This window comes from Clostridium sp. YIM B02500 (genome assembly GCF_022324665.1).
GTDB classification, from domain to species: Bacteria; Bacillota; Clostridia; order Clostridiales; family Clostridiaceae; genus Clostridium; species Clostridium beijerinckii.
Window position 1 is genome coordinate 1 of the sequence record NZ_JAKGTE010000042.1, and the last position, 21,989, is coordinate 21,989.

Below are 21,989 nucleotides of genomic sequence, written 5' to 3' on the forward strand. Positions count from 1 at the left end.
GGCACAACAGGGCTCGAACCTGTGACCCCCTGCTTGTAAGGCAGGTGCTCTCCCAGCTGAGCTATGCGCCCATAAGATAGATATAAATGGTGACTCCTAGGGGAATCGAACCCCTGTTACCACCGTGAAAGGGTGGTGTCTTAACCGCTTGACCAAGGAGCCATGCTATATTGTCTTTCGCTTAAATGTCTTAACTAGATGTCCTTGAGTTATTCAAGCTGCTGACCACATAGACTATAATACCCAAAATTAGATTCCCTGTCAACACATTTTTTCATTTTTTTTATTTTTATATTATTTATTTTTAATAAAGTGGCATTATATCTACATTTCAGAGGTTCCTTAAATATAATCTCTAGCCTCCTTCAGACTAGATAAAAGATCTTTTTTTAAATTAATTTGCTCTTCAATATTTTTTATTTCACCACAACATATTTCTAAAAAATCTTCTTTCTCTATTTTATTAATATTTATACTATATCCATTCTTTTTAAAATTTTTTCCTGACGCTTTAACTTCTAAGGGAAATTTATTATTTATAAATAACAGCATTTCCTTTTCCCATACTTTACTTTTGTACAGTTTATATTTATCTCTTAAAATACTTAGATTTTTTACCTCTTCTTTAATTTCTAACTTTAATGATTCATATAGTGCATTGTAAAAAAGTACTGATATCCCTCTTTTTAATTTAATTTTCAAGAAATTTCTATTGTTAATTAAAAATTTATCTATATCACTTTCACTTATACATTCCACATCATTAAAAGAAAAACTCTTTACCCCACTCATATTCGGATAATTAACCATTATATTATCAAAGTTCATTCTGATCACTTTAAATACTCTTTCGAAATCTCCCGAATTCATATTAATTACCTTTACTTCCATTATAAAATCACCTCATTTTTAGTATTCCTTTCTTTTAACCTTAATATTACTATGATAAAATTTATTAAAAAGTATTATAAAATATTGAATAATATGATTTGAATCCTTTTATTTTAGTAGTGATTAATAAATTAATGGTATACTTAAAATATTCAGTTTATTTTAGCACTGGGTAAAATATGTGATTTAATTTTATATGGTCAATAAAACATACATAGGGAGTGATTGTTATAATGATTTATCACGATTTAATGATTGTCGGCGGTGGTGCCTCTGGCCTAATGGCTGCAATAATAGCCAAAGATTTTGGACTTGATGTGGCAATTATTGAGAGCAACGATAGAATTGGCAAAAAAATTCTTGTAACTGGCAATGGAAGATGTAATATTACTAATAAAAATATATCTCACCCATTTGGGTGTTTCCATAGTGAAAATCAAGATTTCTTTAAAGCGACATTAGATAACTTTACTGTTAAAGATACTGAAAGCACATTTTTATCTCTAGGATTGCCATTAATTGAATTGGAAAGCGGAAAGATGTATCCAAAATCTCTTCAGGCCTCTTCTGTAATAGATATATTCAGAATGGCAATAGAGGATAGACAAATACCTCTATATACAAATTGTAAAATTGATTCTACAAGTAAAAAAAATAACTTTATTTTAACAAGTAATAATGATGACTTTAAAAATTTTTCTTGTAAAAAACTTATTTTAAGCTGTGGTGGGAAATCAGCTACTAAAACAGGTTCTGATGGATCTGGCTATAAACTATGCAAGTCATTGGGTCATAGTATTATAGAGCCTATTCCTGGCATTGTTCAATTAAAATTAGATTATCCTTATTTAAAAGCTCTATCAGGAGTAAAATTTGATGGCTCTGCTTCTATTTTAGTTGATAATAAAGTTATTCGAACAGAGTTTGGTGAAATACTTTTTACCGATTATGGAATTTCAGGCCCCCCTATAATGCAATTATCATCTTATGCTTCTAAAGCTCTCTATGAAAATCTAAATGTAACTATAAGAATAGATATGTTTCCACTAGAAAGTAAAGATGATATTGAAAGTTTCTTTACCACACATTTTTCTATGTTTGGTCACAGAGAGATATCAACAGCCCTAATTGGGGTTATAAATAAAAAATTAATTTCTACAATTTTAAAAGATGTTGGGATAAAAGATATACATATACCGTGCAGTAGTATTGATTGGAGAACTACCAGCAAATTAATTGATAAGTTTAAAAGATGGGATTTTAAATGTATTGGCACTAATGGCTTTAACAATTCACAAGTTACAGTTGGTGGTGTAAATACATCTGAAGTAAATAATATTTCCTTAGAATCTAAGTTAGTTAAAAATCTTTATTTCTGTGGAGAGATTTTAGATGTGCATGGAGATTGTGGAGGTTTCAACCTTCAGTGGGCATGGAGTTCTGGATATTTAGCAGCTAAGTCCGCCGCCAATAGCTAAAAATTATTAACTTATCTATAAAAATAATACTATAAAATTAGCTGTCGTAATTATTAATATTACCTAGATTCTTGCAACAGCTAATTTTCTATATTTACCTTTATTATTTTTTCCAATCTGCTTGTAATAGCGTTAGTTCAGTTCCCTCACCATTTTTTATAGTATGATATGATTTTAAACTATTTTCATCAATTACATTTATAGCAGCAGTTGATGAAATCTTATCCCTATATGTTGTTTCTTTCTCAAATACTACCTTAATTCTTTTAAGAGTATAATTATTAATGATATCGAGAGGAACAGCTTCCATTGCCCACTCAACATATTTGACATTATTAACATGGTTATTAGAATCAATATCACTGTATCTTATGTTAAATTGCTTATAGTATTGTGCATCATTTGTTCTTTCTATTTTATCCATACTTATATCGTAATCAACATCACCATCTACTCCATATATATGATATTGTTCATCTTGTATTCGCATTGGCCTTCTTTTATCTATATTAATTAGAAAAAATAATGCTAGTGCTTCCCCTATAACATTATTATTCTCATCATTAATTGTATATTTTCTTAATCCATAGAATTTCTTAAAGCCTATAGCTTCTGTTGTGACGCTTATTACCTCACCAAACATTGGATATCTATACATTTTTATATCGTATTTATAAAATACCCAAGCGCAGTTATTTTTCGTACAGTAATCAATTCCTCCACCTAAGGCTTCTGATTGTTGAGTGCCTACATCACATATAAAATCTATTATAGATGACAATTTACATCTTAAATTAGAATTTACTTCATAATAATGTATTTCATATTTTTTTGTAAACTTCTTACTCATAATTAACAATTGTAAAATGCAAAAATAAATCTCAAGCTAAGAAACATTTTTATTTAACGAATAAATTATAGCTAAATGGCATCTATTTTGATTTACAACTCCTCCCCTCCTTTACTATATCTTATATTTATTATTATAAAAAATTATCAATAATATTGTTAATGAATTATTTAATCTTATAATCTATTATAATCACAAAAATTGAATTACACATAAAAAACATAAACGATATAAATATATTTTTTAATAAGTAAAAAAGGATTCCCTAAAAAGAAAATCCTTTTAAAATAATTATCTTATCTATTTAATGCTTCTAATAAATCGTCTAGATTTAATCCATGTACTGTTGCAGCTTCTGCTATAGTTTCAGCTTGAGCTGATGGACATCCAACACATCCCATTCCAAAACTCATTAAAACTTGAGCTTTAGATTGATCTGCACTAACTACTTCACCAATTGTCATATCTTTAGTTATCATACTTTCACCTTCTTTAATATAACTTTATGTAATTATTGTCTACAATAAAATTATATTTTATACAAAACATAAAGTCAATACCCGAGCATAATACTAAACTATAGATTATCTATTCTCATAGTTTGATCTCTCTTTGGTCCAACTCCAACTATAGAAATTCTAGTCCCTGTGAATTCTGATATTCTTGCTAAATACTTCTTAACATTCTCAGGTAATTCATCATAACTTCTAACATCAGCTACACTATCATCCCAGCCATCAAATTCTTCATAAATTGGTTCACACTCTGCTAAGTCTTCTAAACTTGCTGGGAAGTAATCTATAACTGTATCATTAAATTTATATCCAACACATACTTTGATTTTTTCTAGACCAGCTAAAGTATCAATCTTAGTAACAGCTAATGATGTCAATCCACTCACTCTAACTGCAGTTTTAATTATAACTAAATCAAGCCATCCACATCTTCTTGATCTTCCTGTATTTACACCATATTCGTGTCCCTTTTCTCTAATCCAGTCTCCAGTTTCACCAAGTAATTCTGTTGGGAATGGTCCTTTACCGACTCTTGTAGTATATGCTTTTGTTATACCTACTGCATTAGTAATCATATTAGGTCCTATACCAGAACCACTTGAAACGCCTCCTGCAGTTGTGTTAGATGATGTTACATACGGATATGTACCATAATCAATATCTAATAGCATTCCTTGAGCGCCTTCAAATAAAACTGTCTTATCTGCTTTAATTGCATCATATACCTTAACTGATGTATCTTGAACAAATGGTCTTAATTTCTTAGCAAAACCTAAGTATTCATCTAGTATCTCATCAAAATTTAATGCTTCTCCACCTAATACTTTAGTAATATAAGCATTTTTCATTTCAACATTTTCTCTTAATTTTTCTATAAAAACATCTTCATGCAGTAAATCACAAACTCTGATTCCACATCTTTCAAATTTATCTGTATAACAAGGTCCGATTCCTCTACCTGTAGTACCTATATCATTTTTTCCTCTAGCTTTTTCTTTTAATTTATCTAGTACCTTATGGTATGGCATTATAAGCTGTGCTCTATCGCTTACTATTAACTTTTCAGGCGATATTTTAACTCCAACACCTTCTAAGTATTCTATTTCTTCAAATAAGGCCTTTGGATCTACAACTACTCCATTACCTATAACATTTAATTTATCTTCGTATAAAATTCCAGATGGTATTAATCGCAATTTGTATTCTTTATCACCAACCACTACTGTGTGACCAGCATTATTTCCACCTTGAAATCTAACAACTACATTAGCTTCCTCTGCTAAGTAATCTGTCATCTTTCCTTTTCCTTCATCTCCCCATTGAGCTCCTAAAACAATAAATGCTGACATTTATATTGCCTCCCTTAATATATAAAGTTTAAATAAATAACTTTAATTTTTATTATCAATTTGGAGTTTCATTAAATTTATTTTAACCTCTCCTTTTAAATAGTAGCAAAGTACTTTTCTATGGTCAACCACATATCGAATATTTTTTTGCTTTTTTTATAAATAATTCGTATAATTGTTTTATATTGTTATGATCAAGATCATGTTTTTGTAAATTTGAATATATTTAGCATATTAAGGAGTGTTTTTAATGAATATTTATGAAGAAGCCTTGAAATTTCATGAAGAAAAAAAAGGTAAATATGAAATCAAACCTACCTGTGAAGTTAAGACTGCTAAGGATCTAAGTCTTGCATATACACCTGGTGTTGCAGAACCTTGTCGTGAGATACATAAAGACCCATCCAAAGCTTATATATATACTCGTAAATGGAATACAGTTGCTGTTATTTCTGATGGAACTGCGGTTCTAGGACTTGGAGACATTGGCCCACTTGCTTCTTTACCTGTCATGGAGGGTAAGAGTATTTTATTTAAGGAATTTGGTAATGTAGATGCATTTCCTATAGTTTTAGATACTAAAGATATAGATGAAATTGTTAATACAGTTGTAAATATCGCGCCAACTCTTGGAGGAATAAATCTAGAAGATATTTCAGCTCCTAGATGCTTCGAAGTTGAAAAAAGACTGAAAGAGAAATTAAATATACCAGTATTTCATGATGATCAACACGGAACGGCTATAGTCGTTTTATCAGGTCTCTTGAATGCCTTAAAAATAGTAAATAAAAAACTAGAAAGCCTAAAAGTAATTATAAATGGTGCTGGGTCTGCAGGAACTGCCATATGTAAGTTACTACTTTCTTCTGGAGTTAAAAATATAGTAATGTGTGATATAGATGGCGTAATAAGTAGAGATAAAGATTTAAGTCATAATATTTACATGCAAGAACTAGCTAATATAACTAATCCAAATAATGAAACTGGTACGCTTAAAGATGTTATAAAAGGTGCAGATGTTTTTATTGGTGTTTCTGCCCCAAATATAGTTTCTAAAGACATGGTTAGAACTATGAACAAAGATGGAATAATATTTGCAATGGCTAATCCAACCCCTGAAATTTTTCCTGAAGATGCAAAAGAAGCTGGAATTGCAGTAATGGGAACTGGTCGTTCAGATTATCCTAACCAAATAAACAATGTATTAGCTTTTCCAGGAATATTTAGAGGCGCTTTAGATGTAAGGGCTACAGAAATTAATGAAGATATGAAAGTAGCTGCTGCTTATGCTATAGCAAATGCTATACCGGCTGGTGAACTATCTCCTGATAATATAATACCAAAAGCATTTGATCTAAAAGTTCAAGCTTTAGTTGCTGAAGCTGTTAAAGAAGCGGCAATTAGAAGCGGCGTTGCTAGTATTTAGTATTCATGAATTTAAGTTTTTGATTTCCTATTTCAAATTAAGACCTACAATTGAATGATAAACTCAATTGTAGGTTTTATTATTTGTATTGCTTTTCTATTAAGATTCTACCAGATAATATAATACTGAAAATAAATATTTTATCCACAACTTCACTTAAGCAATAATTATTCACAGAATAAGTTTTATATAATTATCCACATTATATTATTATCAATCTTATCCACAAGAAGTATCTTCAAGAATTATGTTAATAAATATATTATTCTCTTAAAACCAACTTAACTATAACCAATACTATAGGCAACCATAAACTATTTAATTAATATTAATTACATTGGGAGTGAATCACATGAATAAATTACTAATACCTATAAATGATGATACCTTTAAAGCTAAAGTTAATATAAGATTTAATAATATACTTGATGGCTTATATTCTTTCAAAAATTTTACTCTTGTAGCTAGTGATATTGATGATGGTGAGAATAAACTAATCAAATTAATAGAATATATTTTTGAGATCAATAATTCTAACGCTTATATAGATTTTTATATAAACAAAATTTCACCTGAAGACAAAAACACGCTTTTTCATCTCCTTTCAGATGAAGATAAAGATATATTCACGTCTTATTTAAATTTTGATGAGCACACTGGTGTATTTTTTAGACTTATTGATAAAGAACTTATACCATTCCTAGTTCGTTTAAATACAAGAGAAATTTTCTTCGTCACTTTTTATTTTACTAATAAACCTATAACAATTTGGGGAAATTATGATTTAAACTTTCCTTGTTTTTTTAATGCTCAAGAAGATTTTGAATTTTACTATAATATATCTAAATCATTTGGCCTATTAATTAATTCTGATTTGGAAGGTTAAAGTTATAAAAAAGGTATATTAAATAATTATAATTATTTAATATACCTCCACTTTTCAATTACTACATATTTTTAGATTTCTCTGCACATTTATCCATAGCCTGTATAACACTATTTCTAAAACCTAATTTCTCTAGTTCAACTACTGCATCTATAGTAGTCCCAGCAGGTGAACAAACCATATCCTTTAACTCTCCTGGATGTTTTCCTGTTTCTAAGACCATCTTTGATGATCCTAAGACACTCTGTGCTGCCATTTTATAAGCTTTAGCCCTAGGTATTCCTAATCTTACCGCTGAATCTGCCATAGCTTCAATAAACATGAAAACATATGCAGGTGATGATCCACATAATGCAATAAATGCGTGAAAATCTTTTTCTTCTAGTTGAACACATTCTCCGAAACTTTCAAATATCTTAAAGCAATAATCCAACTCATCTTTAGTTACATTCTTATTAGGGCATACCGCTGACATTGCTTGCCCTACAAGTGCTGGCGTATTTGGCATTGTCCTAATTATTTTAGCACTACTATTAATCCACTCCTCCATATTGCTAATTGTAATTCCTGCAGCTATAGTAATAATTAATTTATCTGTTGTTAATTCCGATTTAATTTCACTTATCATTTCCTTAAACATAAAAGGTTTAATAGCTAAAATAATAACATCAGATTCTCTTGCAACAATTGTACTATCTAAAGTTGTTTTCACTTGGAAACTTTCTTCTAATCGCTTTGAAGAAGATTCCGTTTTAGTTGATACTATTATATCATCAGCCTTTATAAATCCAGATTTAATAAGACCTCCAACCATAGAACTTCCCATATTACCACAACCAATGAAACCAATTTTTTTATTCATATCATAGCCCCCATTAAAAAATTTTTGTTATTTATTCAAATTTTATCATTTTATATGAATATCTTAATTATAAACCACCACTATCATAGGATAGCTTGTATTAAAACTTCACAAACTATAATTAAATATGAAGGGAGGAATATATATGAAAGATAATTTTTTAGTATATAATAATTGTTTAATAAGCCCAAAAGAATTCATTAATTCCGTGCTATCTCTTGAGCTCGAAGAACAACTTCCTACATGTGAACTTGAAGAATCTTCAGATTTTTATTACATAAATGTAGATTCATTCTATGATAGTAAACATATATTAGAAATATCTTATAAAAATCATTTTTTAATATTAAAAATTATGTTTAATAATAATTCAAAAGAATTTTTATTTCAGCGAATTTTTTATTTATCAAAAGTTGATGTAAGTAATATTTTACTCCACGATAATAAAAGCAGTTTAAAATTAATAATTCCAAAAGCTGTTTAATACTAATCATATTATTCACATCATTTAAAGATATAAGAAATTTTATATTTATATAAATTTCTTATATCTTTTTAATTTAGTATTACTAATTATTTAAATTTTATTCCTTATGAATTAAATCTAAATTACCGAATTTACTATACTGACCAAGCCAAGCAAGTTTAACAGTTCCAACCGGTCCATTTCTCTGCTTAGCCATTATACATTCACCGATATTTTTATCTTCAGTTTCTTTATTGTAATATTCATCTCTATATAAAAACATAACAATATCAGCATCTTGCTCTATAGATCCTGATTCTCTTAAGTCAGATAACATCGGCCTATGATCTGCTCTTTGCTCAGGCGCACGTGACAGCTGAGACAAAGCTATTACTGGACATTCCATTTCTTTAGCTAACGCTTTAATCGATCTCGAAATTTCAGATACTTCTTGTTGTCTATTATCACTACCTGATCCTCCAGACATAAGCTGCAAATAGTCTATGACGATTAGATCTATTCCATACTCCATTTTAAGTCTTCTACATTTTGATCTCATTTCCATAACAGTTACGCCAGCAGTATCATCTATATAAATTTTTGCCTTTGAAAGTGGACCTGCAGCCATAGCTATATTTTCCCAATCCTTATCTTCTAAAGTTCCAGTTCTAAGGCTTAACATATCTACGTTTGCTTCTGAACAAAGAAGTTTATATGCCAATTGCTCTTTAGACATTTCCAGAGAAAAGACTACAACACTTTTATTTTCTCTAAGAGCTGCGTGTTCTACAATATTTAGTGCAAATGTTGTTTTACCCATTGAAGGTCTAGCTGCTATTAATATCATATCTCCACTTTGAAATCCGGATGTTTTTGCATCTAGATCAGTAAAGCCAGATCCTACACCAGTAATTGTTCCCTTATTGTTGAACAATTTCTCTATTTGTGCAAATCCTCTTTCTAATACATCGCTTAAAGGTTCGAAATCCTTTGATGTTCTTTTTTCAGCTATATTAAATATTTTCTTTTCAGCACTATCCACGACATCTTCCACATTACTTTGATTATTATAACTTTCTTCTATTATTGCAGTTGATGACTTAATAAGTTTTCTCAACGTAGATTTATCAGAAACAATTTTTATATATGCGCTTAAGTTTGCAGTAGTTGGTACAGAAGAGCTTATTTCTGTTATATAGGTTACCCCTCCAGCTCTCTCAAGCATATCAGAACTCTTCAAATATTCTAATAGTGTTAATAAATCTACTGCTATATCACTTCTAAACATTTCTTGTATAGCTTTATATATTACCTTATGACCATCTCTATAAAAATCCTCTTCTTCTAAACTCTCTAGAACTTTGGCAATAGCATTCTTATCGATGATCATAGATCCTATAACTGATTGTTCCGCTTCTATGCTTTGAGGCAAACTCCTCATAACTGATGCATCCAAGTTTTATTCCTCCTATCTAATTATCAATTGACAATTAATTTTCCCTTTATCTTTTGTATATCATCATTCTAATTCTATCATTTCTTAGTTGCAAAAAAAAGTCTCCTTCATATTAAGGAGACCTATTTCATTAAATTAAATAAGGGCAATGTCCATAATCTCTTTTATAGATCCTACAGTTCTAATATCTATGTCATCAGTATTTAGAGGAATTTCATTTTTATTATCACTTGGAATTAAAACAGTTTTTATTCCCATTCTTCTAGCTCCATATATTTTTTCAAATATTCCTCCAACTGGCTTGACATTTCCTTTGAGTGATATCTCTCCTGTAATAGCCATATCTTGTCTTATAGGTTTGTTTAACAACGAACTTATTATGCAAATGGTGATAGCTGCACCTGCTGAAGGTCCATCTATTTTTCCTCCACCAACTATATTAACATGAATATCATAATCTTTAATGTCTTTATCGGTTAAGCTTCGGATTACTGAAGCAGCATTAAATACGGAATCCTTAGCCATACTTCCAGCTGTATCATTAAATCTTACCATACCTGAACCCTTTTTCTTTGCAGCAAAAACTGTAGCTTCAATTTCAATTGTAGATCCTAAAAAACCACTAACGCCTAATCCATACACATGCCCAACTTCGCTTTTGTCTACATTGCTTAGTCTTTCATATGGTGTATATCTTCCAACTGATATTACCTCATCTAAATCTGATAATTTTATTTCTAAGTTATCAACAAATTTTTTAGATCGGTGTAACGCATATCCATATGTGTCTGTCAGAATATTTACAGCTTTTCTACCCTCAAATGTATAATTACTTATTTTTTTAGCAACCCCATCTTCTAAGTTTACCTTTAATTTCTTAGCTGCATCTTCTACTATAAATACAACATCCTTTGAAGAAAGAGGTTCAAAATACACTTCTGTACATCTAGACCTTAAAGCCGGATTAATTTCACTTGGACTTTTAGTTGTAGCGCCAATTAAAACAAAGTCTGCTGGAGCTCCATTATCAAAAAGATATTTTATATATTTAGGTATTGTTTCATCATCCGGATCATAGTATGATGATGAAAATTCTACTCTTTTATCTTCTAAAACCTTCAACAGCTTGTTTTGAAGCATAGAGTCCAATTCTCCAATCTCATCTATAAATAGTATACCTCCATGCGCCTGTGTAACTAAACCTGGTTTAGGTTCTGGTATCCCAACCTCAGCCAGATCCCTTTTACTTCCTTGATATATTGGATCGTGCACTGATCCTAGCAATGGGTTTGTTATTTCTCTAGGATCCCATCTTAATGTAGTACCATCAACTTCAACGAATTTAGATTTGTCATCAAAAGGAGTAAATGAAAGTTTTTTAACCTCATCTAAAGCTAATCTTGCTGCTGTAGTTTTTCCAACTCCCGGAGGTCCATATAATATTATATGTTGTGGATATGGTGATGAAAGCTTTGATATTAATGATCTTATAGCTCTTTCTTGCCCAACTACTTGATTAAAATCAGTTGGTCTTAAAAAGCTCATAATATTTTTACTAGTAATTCTACTATCTAATTCTATTAAATTATTCAATTTGCTGATAGTCTTTTTATTTTCAGAACCCTTTTGCTTGTTTATAACTGAAAGTCTAACTTCATCTATATACTTTTCCTGCTTTTCCATAATAGATTGTTCAACTTGAGATTCGATTTTATTTTGAACATATCTTTTTGCTAGTTCATTTGAAATTAACCTAACTGTTCTATTTATGGCTTTTTGCAATTCTTCTTCCTTAGGTGTAACTTTTAAATCTTTTCCCTCTGCTAATATAGTATTTAGTGCGAAAACTTTATCGCAGAGATTTGATGATTGAATGAATTTATCTAGTTTAAACCTAACTGTTCTAGCCCTAAAAGCTCCTTTGTCAAGTACATTCTTAGTTATAGAAAATAAAGCCTCGATTTGTGATTCTAATGATAAGGTTCCTGAAATAATATCCTGCAATAAGCTTGCGTCATCATATGAATTCAAAATTAATCCTCCTTATTCTTGTGGAACAATAATCACCTTCATTTTAGTGCTAACTTCTGGATATAGTTTAATATCAATTTCATATCCGCCTGCTAATTTTATTGTATCCATAACAATTTTCTTTTTATCTATTTCAATCTTATACTGTTCTCTAATTAATTCTGCAACATCTTTACTAGTAATTGCACCAAATAACTTTCCATTTTCTCCTGTCTTAGCTTTAATTTTTATTTCTTTTCCTTTTAATTCTTCAGCTAATTTTTGTGCTGCTTCAAGTTCTGCTAACTTTTGTTTTCGCTCATTTTCTTTTTTATTATTCAAAATGTGCATATTTGCATCACTAGCTTCTTGTGCTAATTTCCTTGGAAATAAAAAGTTTCTTGCATACCCATCTGAAGCCTCAATGATATCACCCTTTTTACCTATCTTTTTAACATCTTGTAATAAAATAACTTTCATAACTTATTCACCTATCCTTAAGTATTTTTTCATTACTTCTTTTAATTCAACAATTACTTCCTCAATTGTCTTATTTGATATTTTTACGCCAGCAATATTCATATGTCCTCCTCCGCCAAGTGCTTCTAGCACTACTTGAACATTAATATCGCCTACTGACCTTCCACTTATATATATATCGTTATTTACTTCCCCTAAAACAAAGCTTACAGATATTCCGGATATATTTAGCAATTCATCTGCTGCCTTTGCTATAATTACTGTATCAATATTTTTAGGGGTTATAGCAATAGCTGTATTATCTCTTACTTCAGCAGATTTTATAGTCTCAGCAATAAGTAAATAATCTTCTAGGTCATCAGTAAACATCTTTTTAATTTCTATAGGATCTGCTCCCAAGGATTTTAAAAATGATGCAGCATCAAAAGTTCTGACACCAGTTTTAAAAGAAAACCCTTTTGTATCCATAAAAATACCTGCAAGCAAACCTTCTGCTTCTGTTCTTGTTAATTTAGGCTTATCAACCATATACTGAATAATTTCTGTTACCATCTCTGATGTAGATGAGGCATATACTTCTATATAATTAAGTATATCATGCTCTATCATATCAGGACTTCTTCTATGGTGATCTATTATTACTTTTCTTTGAACCTTATCTACTAGCGATAAATCAGCAACATAACTCTTATTATGAACATCCACAATAATTACTAGTGTTTGGGCATCTAAATCACTTTTTGCCTCTTCTACTGATATAAATAAATCATCATATTTAGATTCCTTGTTTAATTTATTTAAGAAATATCCAATTGCAGTAATGTCATTATTTAATATAATTTTACACCCGATCCCCAATTGCTTAACCACGCTAGCCAATCCGACTGCAGATCCAAAGCAATCCATATCAGGATTCTTGTGTCCTATTATATAAACCTTACTACTCTCTCTAATTAGTTCACTCAAAGCTCTAGCTATAACTCTTGCTTTTACTTTAGTTCTTTTTTCTATTTCTTTTGAATTTCCACCAAAAAACTTTATGTCATCATTAGTTTTAACAACAACTTGATCTCCACCTCTGCCTAACGCTAACTCTTTAGCTATATTAGCATTGTTATGATTTTCAAGTGGAGACATTCCACCTCTGCCAACACCAATAGATAAAGTAATTTCAATTGAATTCCCCTTATCTATTTTTGATATTACTTCCATTATATTGAACTTGTGTTTTATTTCATCTTCAATATACTTATCTTGAATTGATAATACATATTTATTGGTATCATATCTTTTAATCATTGCTTTTAAGTTATTGGCATATGTGTTTATTGTTCTCTCTATTTCAGCTACTAAAAGCGGTCTGTTGTTATCATCGGTTTTATCTATTACTTCTGTAAAATTATCTACTTCTATTAACATTACACTCTCTTGAGTGGTTTCATAATCTATTAGCTTCGTAATGTCATTAAAAGATAATAAGTATAGATTTTTTTTATTTTTAGTTTCAATTAAAGTAGCGTATACATCATATAATTTATTTTGTATGCTCAATCTTTGATGCAAATTATTTTCATTCTTTAAAAAATCATCTAGATTTATACCTCTGGCTATACTTAAAATATTCTTTTCAGTATTTTCTTCATCTGATTTTAAAGTGTTAAATAAATTATTATACCAAACTATTTCTCCATCTTCTTTTATCAATACTAATGGATATATTGATTTTAATGCATTCTCTGATATACCTTTATTTATACTTTTTATAAATTGGTTAAAATCACTTTCCTTTTCCAAGTAATAATTTAATTGGTGGAAATTATCTATAAAATAGATTACTAGGATAATTATACCTATGCCTGTATAATTATATGCAAATAATAGTATTAAAATTGTAATTAGTAATCCAGGCTTAAGCAAACGTTTAAGCATAGTTATCCAATTCATAAAAAGCCTCCTAAGAATATTTAATCTCTTCTGTTACTAATATAATGCTTCAACTTACTTAAGCTTTTACCTTCTTTTTCAACTTGATCCTCTGCTCTTACCCCTAAATCTAATTTTGATTTTATATTATGGTCTATATCTACCAATGAATATCCTAACTTATCACCTAGAATATATAGTATAATTATAGCTCCTGAAATACAATCTAAAATAGAATCACGGGCTACATTGTTACCTTTTGTCAATAGTCTGAAAAACTCTCCTATTATACAAAGAAGTTGTGCTTTTAAATCTTCTATAATCTTAATGTTAGTCATAATATTAAAATTATCTTTTCTCATAGTCTATCACCTCTCTCAAAACCCTTGTATTATTATTTTAATTTTTTTTTGTGAGTATTGCAAGAATTTATAGACAATTTGCTATATTTTTCCACAAAGTTGAGAGATTGATTTAATAATAATATTTTTTTATATTAAAAACCCCCTGATTTCTCAGGGGGGATATTACTACTACCATTATTCTGTTGTAAATGGTAATAATGCTATGTTTCTTGCTCTCTTAATTGAAGATGTTAATTCTCTTTGGTGCTTAGCACAAGTTCCAGAAATTCTTCTTGGAAGAATCTTTCCTCTTTCTGTAACATATTTTCTAAGCTTATTTATATCTTTATAGTCGATAAATTCAGCTTTATCTACACAAAAAGCACAAACTTTTTTTCTAGATCTTCTCATTTTACCGCCAGGTCTTCTACCGTTGTTACCTTCTTCTCTGCTCATTATATTCCCTCCTTACTTAAAATTTTAGAAAGGCATATCTCCGTCATCTACCGGAGTTATATCCTCTTCAAATCCACCACTGAATGCATCATTCGCTGGTGCTGAATATTCATTGCTATTACCAAAACTATTTCCTGATGAATTACTTCCTTTACTTCCTAGGAATTCAACTCCACCAAATTGATCTGCTACAACTTCCGTAACATATCTCTTAGTTCCGTCTTTCGCATCATAACTTCTGGTTTGGATTCTACCACTAATAGCCACTTGGCTACCTTTACTCATGTAATTAGCAGTACTCTCAGCTTGTTTGCCCCATACTACTACAGGAACAAAATCTGCTTCTCTTTGGCCAGTTTTTGTATTATATTTATCAACTGCTAATGTTAAGGTTGTTACTGCTGCTCCACTTCCTGGAGTAAATCTTAGTTCTGGATCTTTTGTTAATCTTCCGATTAGAACTACTTTATTCATTTACAACGCCACCTTATACTTGTTCATTAACAATGATATGTCTTATAACACCATCAGTGATTCTGAATATTCTATCTAACTCTCTTGGTAATTCAGGGTTAGCAGTAAAGTTAACTAAAGTATAAAAACCTTCACTAACTTTTGAGATTTCATAAGCAAGCTTTCTCTTACCCCAGAAATCAACATTTTCTACTGTTCCTCCACCATTTTCTATAACACCCTTAAACTTTTCGATGTTAGCTTTTACAGTTTCTTCATCGAATGATGGGTTTAATATAAATATAGTTTCGTACTTTCTCATTAATTTCACCTCCTCCCCTCGGACTAACGGCTATGCTTTGCATAGCAGGGATTACAATTAATGATTATACCATTAATAAAAGAATGAATCAAGTTATTTTGCTAACTTTCTGCAGCAATTACTATTTTTTTTGCTTCCTTTTTAAATTTCACTCTAGGAATCATTACAATTCTACCACAGCCAGTACATTTTATTTTTATATCTGCACCTACCCTTATTATTTCAAATTGATTTGAACCGCATGGATGTTGCTTCTTCATTTCAACCACATCTCCAAGATTAAAGTTTTCTACCATTACTCCCCATCCTTCTCTATATTTTCATTATCTAGTTGTTTCTCATCCAATGATACATTTATTCTATTTTTATCTAAAGCTAACTTTATTGACATTCTAAGCTCTCTTTCCATTTTCCACTGCATTAATGGCTTTGCATTCCCTACTACTCTTATTGTAACCTTTGATACTTCAAGAGCTATGACCCCAGTTATTTCTATGGATTCACCTATATATTCTTCGTTTTTGCTCTTAAAATCGTCACAAGCAGCTCTTATAACGTTAATAACTTTTTTAATATCTTCCTGTGGAGATATATCTATGTCTACCGTGAACCTAATATCATTCCTCGAATGATTTGTAACTCCACCTATTGACCCATTTGGAATTGAATGTATATCCCCTGTAAAATCTTTAATTACGGTGGCTCTAATTCCTATACTTTTGACAATTCCGTTAAAACTTCCTATTGTTACATGATCTCCTACTCCAAATTGATTTTCAAATAAAATAAAAAATCCATTAATTAAATCTTTTATTAGACTTTGCGCACCAAGACCAACTGCAATTCCACCTATACTCGCAAACGTAAATGACATACCACCAAATACAATTGATATTATTATTGTTATCCCCATAAAATATACTGAATATTTTAAAACACTTTTCAATACTTCCCCCAAAGTTTTTGCCCTTTGAGAATCCAAAGAAATCACTGCATTGCTTTCAATCTGCTTATCAACAAACTTTTTTATTAAATGCTTACCTATTTTTATAGAAAAATACATTATAATAATTACAACTGCTATTTTAAGTGCTTTATTTATTATTAGCTCGATTGATTTAACACTTATGATATCTACTAGCGTACTATTAATATTAGATTTCAATTCTTTTAAAAATTGGAAATCTTCCTCTAACTCTATTAAGTAATTACCATACAAACATAATCCCCCCTCCTATTTATTAATTAGTATATATCCTTCATCATTTCTATAGTATATATTTTTATATTCCATCAAATCATTATTTATTATGTTATCTATATCTGCCTTTTTATCTATTCTCACGCATATCCCACAACTCATAGTTATAGATGTAGGAGTTGGCATTATTCTAAACTCTAGATCTAATTCTTTTAAATTTTTTTCTGCTGACATTGCATCATATGTATTTTTGAATACTATTATATAATAATCCATATTTACACCACCTATATAATCTTTATTATAACTTATATTAATATTATATATATTTTTTTAAATTTATAAAGGTTAAGAACACATTCATATAAAAACTTCATAAATTTAGTGAAAAATATATCTTTTTATTTTATAATTATATAGAAATGCAATTAGAAGGAGAATATAATGTTTTCAGTAATTAACATATTAAAAGCTATATTAATTGGTTTTTTTACAGGTTTTGTTGCCTCTATACCTTTGGGGCCCTCAGGCCTTGAATCTGTTAGTCGTTCAATATCAAAAGGTTTTAAAGAGGGATTTAAAGTATCACTTGGTGCTGTATCCGCAGATATAACATATATAGTAATTATAAACCTAGGTCTTTTTACAATACTTACTAGAAATCCTAAGTTTCACAGTCTATTTTGGATAGTATCTGGTATTGTTTTAATTATATCTAATAAAATATCATTTACAGCTAAAAAGCCAGACCTTAACTTAGAAAAATCAATTTATAGACGTTCATCAAATGCTTTTTTAACTGGTTTTTTGATAACGTTTCTCAATCCAACAACTCCATCATTATGGATTGCATTAAGTGGAACCATATTCAATGTTTGGAGACATCATGGAAGGATATATTTTATATTCTCAATCTCATCAATGATAATTGGAAGTATAACTTGGTTTTGCTTTCTTAATATTTTAGTAAGTAAAGGTTTTAAGAAATTCAAACCTGATTTGGCCAATAATACAACTAAAATATTGGACTACTTCCTATTTGCTTTGGGTATAATATTTATTATTTGGGGCTCTTACAAATTATTTTTTTAGAGGTGAATACTTGATATGGAAGTTTACTTAGATAATTCATCAACAACTTTTCCTAAACCAAAGCAAGTTATTAATGCCATGTGTGACTATATGCTAAATGTAGGTGGCAATGCAGGCCGTGGAAATTACAGTAATTCTCTTCAAAGTAATAGATACCTTTATGATGCAAGAGAATTAATTTGCAATTTTTTTGGTTATGATTCCCCTAGTAATGTTATTTTTACAAACAACGTTACTACATCTTTAAACATATTAATCAAAGGTATTTTAAGGCATGGTGATCATGTAATAACATCTTCAATGGAACATAATTCTGTTATTAGACCATTATTCTCTTGTAAGGAGAATCTTCAAATTGAATTAGATATAGTGGCTGCAAATTCTGAAGGTTTTATCAATGCCAATGATTTAAAGAAGAAAATTACTAATAAAACAAGGCTAGTTGTAATGACTCAAGCATCTAACGTCACAGGCTCAGTACAAGACCTATATAACATCGGTAAAATATGTGATGAAAACAATATTTTTTTCATTGTTGATTCTTCTCAGGGTGCCGGTGTTCTGGATATCAATATGAAAAACATAAAAGCTAATGCGATAGCTTTTACAGGACATAAAAGTTTATTGGGTCCGCAAGGAATTGGTGGATTTATATTGGACTCTAAATTTAATGACTCTTGTTCAAGTCTAATACATGGCGGTACTGGAAGTCTTTCTTATTCTTTATCACAACCAGACTTTCTACCTGATAAGTTTGAATGCGGAACTCATAATCTTCCAGGGATAGTTGGATTATCAGAATCTATTAAATACATAAACTCAGTAGGTTTAAATTCAATTTATGAACATAATAACTACTTAATAAAACATATGCTAGAAGGTTTGCTAAACATCAAAGGAATAACTGTTTATGGTGATTTATCTGGCAAAAGGCTAAGTTCATGTATTTCTATAAATCTTAATTCCCTCGATCCTTCTGAATTGGGATATTATTTAGAATGTGAAGGAATAAAGACTAGATCTGGTTTGCATTGTTCTCCATTAGCACACAAGACCATAGGTAGTTATCCATCCGGAACTGTCAGACTAAGCATTAGTTATTTTACAACTAAGGAAGAAGTTAATTATGTGCTTACGGTTCTAAATAAAATTTCGAAAAATCTATAACAACAAATATTTCAAGTGCTCTTAGCACCGGCCTTAATACATACCTTTTATATTATTTTCTTGTTAGATGTGATTATTAATTTAATTTGTATTCTATTTATTATTTTTAGACAATGAATAAAACCTCTTTTTATTGGAAATAAATCTAATAAAAGGAGGTTTTCTTATGTGTCAAAGTTTTTCTGTAAACTCATCTTCACTGGCTTCTTGTACTAAAATCAAAGATTATTTATTGACTGAATTACAACCAATACTTTATGAAGATAGACCAATTATATTTATTTGTATTGGAAGTGATAGATCTACTGGAGATTCATTAGGCCCATTAGTAGGACATAAATTAAAACATTTTTCTAAGAATAATATACATATATTTGGAACACTCGAAAATCCAATACATGCAAAAAATATAGTAAGTAAATTAAATGAGATAAATTTTAATTTTATAAATCCATATATTATAGCAATCGATTCTTGTTTAGGATCTATAAATAATATAGGTAAAGTTTTCATACAGAAAAAGCCTCTACTTCCTGGTTTGGCTTTAAATAAGAACCTTCCTGCCGTTGGTGATATGAGTATAACTGGTATTGTAAATGTATCCGGAGGATTTGATTTTTTGGTTTTACAAAATACTAGATTATATACTGTTATGAATCTCGCAGATTCAATTTCTAGAGGTATCTATTATTTTATTTTAAAGAGCTTAGATAGGCCTAGCACTACTAGCACTTCTGTAAATATTCAATTTTAGTAACTTTTAATTCTTAATTGTTTTAACAAAACAATTCTCATTTCTATGATTATTAATTTATTTTAAACTTATATAGTGTCATCAGTGTAATACTATTTTGTATTATTTTTTAATAAAGATTGTTTCACGTGAAACAATCTTTATTTTCTTTTAATAATAAAAACTTTCTAACCATGCGTGGTATATTATAATTTAATAATTTTCTGGTTTTTAACATAACTATAATCACTTACTTATAACTATACTAGTGTAAAAATGCTTGAATAATTCTACAACTAAATAAAGTAAAAAACACCTATGACAAATCCTTGTTATAATTGAGTTACCACACAATAATGCCAACAAGGAGCCATACATAAATGCTTCAAAACACAATTGTATCGGATGAACTATCAATATACAATTCTTTAAAAGAACTAAATTTTAATTTTTACTTAACTACGCGTCAATTAAGGAATTTAGAAAATATAATGAATGCTATGATATCAGAAGGTTATAATGTTAAAATTTCCGACATAGCAGAGCTTGCTCCTTCGAAACATAGAACTAGTATTACTAGATTTCTTTCAAATAATAGTTTCTTTACTACCGTGTAACGGATTAGTTCTGCCATACTCAATTGATATCTATGATAAAGATAGAATTAACTCAAAAATTAATTACAACACTTCTCAAGCTTGAAAATAAAGCCTATATATTAGCTGTTCGTTAGGCGATTGAACCATTTTTTAGGGATTACAAAACTTACTTAGGGCTAGATGGAAATCAAGTGAAAAGTAAAAAAAGTATTAATAGATATCTAATCATAATGTTAGTAAATTATACTTATTGCGAAATATACTGTATTGATTTTCTTCACATTAATACTGAATATAAGTTGCTAATAAGAATTTAGAAAAGTCTAAAATAATATATTTACAAAGCTACTTCAAGCGGGTAGGTCTAGAAAATTTTTCTAGTCATTAGAAATAGCTTGTAATCTATTTTTTTATTCAACTGTAAATTTCTTTAAACAAAGCTGCACCATTGTAGATAATATCTATTTTTCAATAAGGAAATCAATCTTGATTATCTATGTAAATGCGTCGATATATTCCTTCAAGGTTCATTTATTCATACGCTATATCTTCTCTATATTTTATTTTTATATACTCTTTTATTATCTTTATGCTTATTCCTATTATATCTACATAATATCCTTACAGAAAATTGTCCATTTCTATACTTGCATTTTTGTGTGTCTATAAAAAATCATCAATGAATTCTACCTTTCAGATACCCCCTAGATTTCACTACACTTAATTTAGGTGGTATACTTACAAACATATTATATAATCTAGAAATGCTTTCACTTCTATAATTTCAAGTATTTTTTTCACATAATAATCCAGGTGTTTTCATATATCATTCTTTATCTTCTTGTATATAAATTTTTTTCTAAACCTTGGCATGAAAACTATATGATATTTACCATTCCGTTCACTATACTCTAAATTATCAATGTCCATAAAAGCACCTCCTTGTAGTTCATAGTTCAAGTCGGCGAACATGCTATAATTTTGCAGCAGAGATTTATTTCTTCACTTACAGCCAAAAGCTTTCCGTAAC

General features: G+C 29.5%; 24 protein-coding genes and 1 tRNA gene. 8 read left to right on the top strand and 17 right to left on the bottom strand.

Annotated elements, in window-relative coordinates; all coding sequences use genetic code 11:
* Positions 1 to 87: 87 nt before the first annotated feature.
* A tRNA-Glu gene (locus L1S46_RS23240) sits at positions 88 to 162 on the bottom strand.
* A 180-nt stretch (positions 163 to 342) separates the two neighbouring features.
* Entirely contained in the window at positions 343 to 891 is a 549-nt protein-coding gene (locus L1S46_RS23245; protein ID WP_012061219.1) for a hypothetical protein, read from the bottom strand.
* A 233-nt stretch (positions 892 to 1,124) separates the two neighbouring features.
* On the opposite strand from L1S46_RS23245, the gene L1S46_RS23250 reads away from it, so the two are divergent.
* Positions 1,125 to 2,369, top strand: a complete 1,245-nt coding sequence (locus tag L1S46_RS23250; protein ID WP_012061220.1) for an NAD(P)/FAD-dependent oxidoreductase — start codon at positions 1,125 to 1,127, stop codon at positions 2,367 to 2,369.
* 103 nt (positions 2,370 to 2,472) lie between these two features.
* Here the strand turns inward: L1S46_RS23250 and L1S46_RS23255 are convergent, their stop codons facing one another.
* The 3 genes from L1S46_RS23255 to L1S46_RS23265 form a co-directional block, all read right to left on the bottom strand.
* Positions 2,473 to 3,219, bottom strand: coding sequence for an acyl-ACP thioesterase domain-containing protein (locus L1S46_RS23255; protein WP_238901115.1), 747 nt, complete (start codon positions 3,217 to 3,219; stop codon positions 2,473 to 2,475).
* Between the two features lie 296 nt (positions 3,220 to 3,515).
* Positions 3,516 to 3,698: a DUF1858 domain-containing protein gene (locus L1S46_RS23260; protein ID WP_012061222.1), complete on the bottom strand. Its 183-nt coding sequence runs from the start codon at positions 3,696 to 3,698 to the stop codon at positions 3,516 to 3,518.
* A 98-nt stretch (positions 3,699 to 3,796) separates the two neighbouring features.
* Positions 3,797 to 5,083, bottom strand: coding sequence for an adenylosuccinate synthase (locus L1S46_RS23265; protein ID WP_012061223.1), 1,287 nt, complete (start codon positions 5,081 to 5,083; stop codon positions 3,797 to 3,799).
* Positions 5,084 to 5,333: 250 nt separating this feature from the next.
* Between L1S46_RS23265 and L1S46_RS23270 the strand changes: the two genes are divergently transcribed.
* Complete coding sequence (locus tag L1S46_RS23270; protein WP_238901116.1) at positions 5,334 to 6,509, top strand: malic enzyme-like NAD(P)-binding protein; 1,176 nt, start codon at positions 5,334 to 5,336, stop codon at positions 6,507 to 6,509.
* A 352-nt stretch (positions 6,510 to 6,861) separates the two neighbouring features.
* Positions 6,862 to 7,395: a hypothetical protein gene (locus L1S46_RS23275; RefSeq protein WP_077855387.1), complete on the top strand. Its 534-nt coding sequence runs from the start codon at positions 6,862 to 6,864 to the stop codon at positions 7,393 to 7,395.
* Positions 7,396 to 7,456: 61 nt separating this feature from the next.
* On the opposite strand, the gene proC is transcribed toward L1S46_RS23275, so the two are convergent.
* The gene (gene proC, locus L1S46_RS23280; RefSeq protein ID WP_065417464.1) at positions 7,457 to 8,257 is read right to left on the bottom strand and encodes a pyrroline-5-carboxylate reductase; all 801 of its coding nucleotides are present in this window, start codon (positions 8,255 to 8,257) and stop codon (positions 7,457 to 7,459) included.
* 145 nt (positions 8,258 to 8,402) lie between these two features.
* Between proC and L1S46_RS23285 the strand changes: the two genes are divergently transcribed.
* Positions 8,403 to 8,741: a hypothetical protein gene (locus tag L1S46_RS23285; protein WP_017213159.1), complete on the top strand. Its 339-nt coding sequence runs from the start codon at positions 8,403 to 8,405 to the stop codon at positions 8,739 to 8,741.
* Between the two features lie 100 nt (positions 8,742 to 8,841).
* Here L1S46_RS23285 and L1S46_RS23290 read toward each other — a convergent pair whose 3' ends face one another.
* The 11 genes from L1S46_RS23290 to L1S46_RS23340 form a co-directional block, all read right to left on the bottom strand.
* A complete protein-coding gene (locus L1S46_RS23290) occupies positions 8,842 to 10,179 on the bottom strand; it encodes a replicative DNA helicase (RefSeq protein ID WP_012061228.1) in 1,338 nt (445 codons plus the stop codon).
* A 135-nt stretch (positions 10,180 to 10,314) separates the two neighbouring features.
* Complete coding sequence (gene lonC / locus L1S46_RS23295) at positions 10,315 to 12,210, bottom strand: Lon family ATP-dependent protease (protein ID WP_238901117.1); 1,896 nt, start codon at positions 12,208 to 12,210, stop codon at positions 10,315 to 10,317.
* Between the two features lie 12 nt (positions 12,211 to 12,222).
* On the bottom strand, positions 12,223 to 12,669 hold the full coding sequence (gene rplI / locus L1S46_RS23300; RefSeq protein ID WP_012061230.1) for a 50S ribosomal protein L9: 447 nt from the start codon (positions 12,667 to 12,669) through the stop codon (positions 12,223 to 12,225).
* A 3-nt stretch (positions 12,670 to 12,672) separates the two neighbouring features.
* Positions 12,673 to 14,613 carry a DHH family phosphoesterase gene (locus tag L1S46_RS23305; RefSeq protein ID WP_041900769.1) on the bottom strand — a complete coding sequence of 647 codons (1,941 nt, stop codon included), beginning with the start codon at positions 14,611 to 14,613 and terminating at the stop codon, positions 12,673 to 12,675.
* 20 nt (positions 14,614 to 14,633) lie between these two features.
* A complete protein-coding gene (locus L1S46_RS23310; protein ID WP_012061232.1) occupies positions 14,634 to 14,954 on the bottom strand; it encodes a MazG-like family protein in 321 nt (106 codons plus the stop codon).
* Between the two features lie 177 nt (positions 14,955 to 15,131).
* Entirely contained in the window at positions 15,132 to 15,392 is a 261-nt protein-coding gene (gene rpsR, locus L1S46_RS23315; protein ID WP_012061233.1) for a 30S ribosomal protein S18, read from the bottom strand.
* A gap of 24 nt (positions 15,393 to 15,416) precedes the next feature.
* Positions 15,417 to 15,866: a single-stranded DNA-binding protein gene (ssb, locus tag L1S46_RS23320; RefSeq protein ID WP_012061234.1), complete on the bottom strand. Its 450-nt coding sequence runs from the start codon at positions 15,864 to 15,866 to the stop codon at positions 15,417 to 15,419.
* Positions 15,867 to 15,879: 13 nt separating this feature from the next.
* The gene (rpsF, locus tag L1S46_RS23325; RefSeq protein ID WP_012061235.1) at positions 15,880 to 16,167 is read right to left on the bottom strand and encodes a 30S ribosomal protein S6; all 288 of its coding nucleotides are present in this window, start codon (positions 16,165 to 16,167) and stop codon (positions 15,880 to 15,882) included.
* 101 nt (positions 16,168 to 16,268) lie between these two features.
* Positions 16,269 to 16,463, bottom strand: coding sequence for a DUF951 domain-containing protein (locus L1S46_RS23330; protein WP_012061236.1), 195 nt, complete (start codon positions 16,461 to 16,463; stop codon positions 16,269 to 16,271).
* Entirely contained in the window at positions 16,463 to 17,386 is a 924-nt protein-coding gene (locus tag L1S46_RS23335; RefSeq protein ID WP_012061237.1) for a mechanosensitive ion channel domain-containing protein, read from the bottom strand. Before L1S46_RS23335 ends, L1S46_RS23330 begins: the two co-directional genes overlap by 1 nt.
* Positions 17,387 to 17,401: 15 nt before the next feature.
* A complete protein-coding gene (locus L1S46_RS23340) occupies positions 17,402 to 17,644 on the bottom strand; it encodes a DUF3343 domain-containing protein (protein ID WP_238901118.1) in 243 nt (80 codons plus the stop codon).
* A 168-nt stretch (positions 17,645 to 17,812) separates the two neighbouring features.
* Between L1S46_RS23340 and L1S46_RS23345 the strand changes: the two genes are divergently transcribed.
* The 4 genes from L1S46_RS23345 to L1S46_RS23360 all read left to right on the top strand — a co-directional run bounded on the left by L1S46_RS23345 (position 17,813) and on the right by L1S46_RS23360 (position 20,977).
* A complete protein-coding gene (locus tag L1S46_RS23345) occupies positions 17,813 to 18,460 on the top strand; it encodes a LysE family transporter (protein ID WP_012061239.1) in 648 nt (215 codons plus the stop codon).
* 15 nt (positions 18,461 to 18,475) lie between these two features.
* Entirely contained in the window at positions 18,476 to 19,627 is a 1,152-nt protein-coding gene (locus tag L1S46_RS23350) for an aminotransferase class V-fold PLP-dependent enzyme (protein WP_077855391.1), read from the top strand.
* 166 nt (positions 19,628 to 19,793) lie between these two features.
* Positions 19,794 to 20,381 (top strand): spore protease YyaC, encoded by a 588-nt coding sequence (gene yyaC / locus L1S46_RS23355; protein WP_065417466.1) that lies wholly within the window; start codon positions 19,794 to 19,796, stop codon positions 20,379 to 20,381.
* Between the two features lie 359 nt (positions 20,382 to 20,740).
* On the top strand, positions 20,741 to 20,977 hold the full coding sequence (locus L1S46_RS23360) for a hypothetical protein (RefSeq protein ID WP_238901119.1): 237 nt from the start codon (positions 20,741 to 20,743) through the stop codon (positions 20,975 to 20,977).
* Positions 20,978 to 21,989: the final 1,012 nt, after the last annotated feature.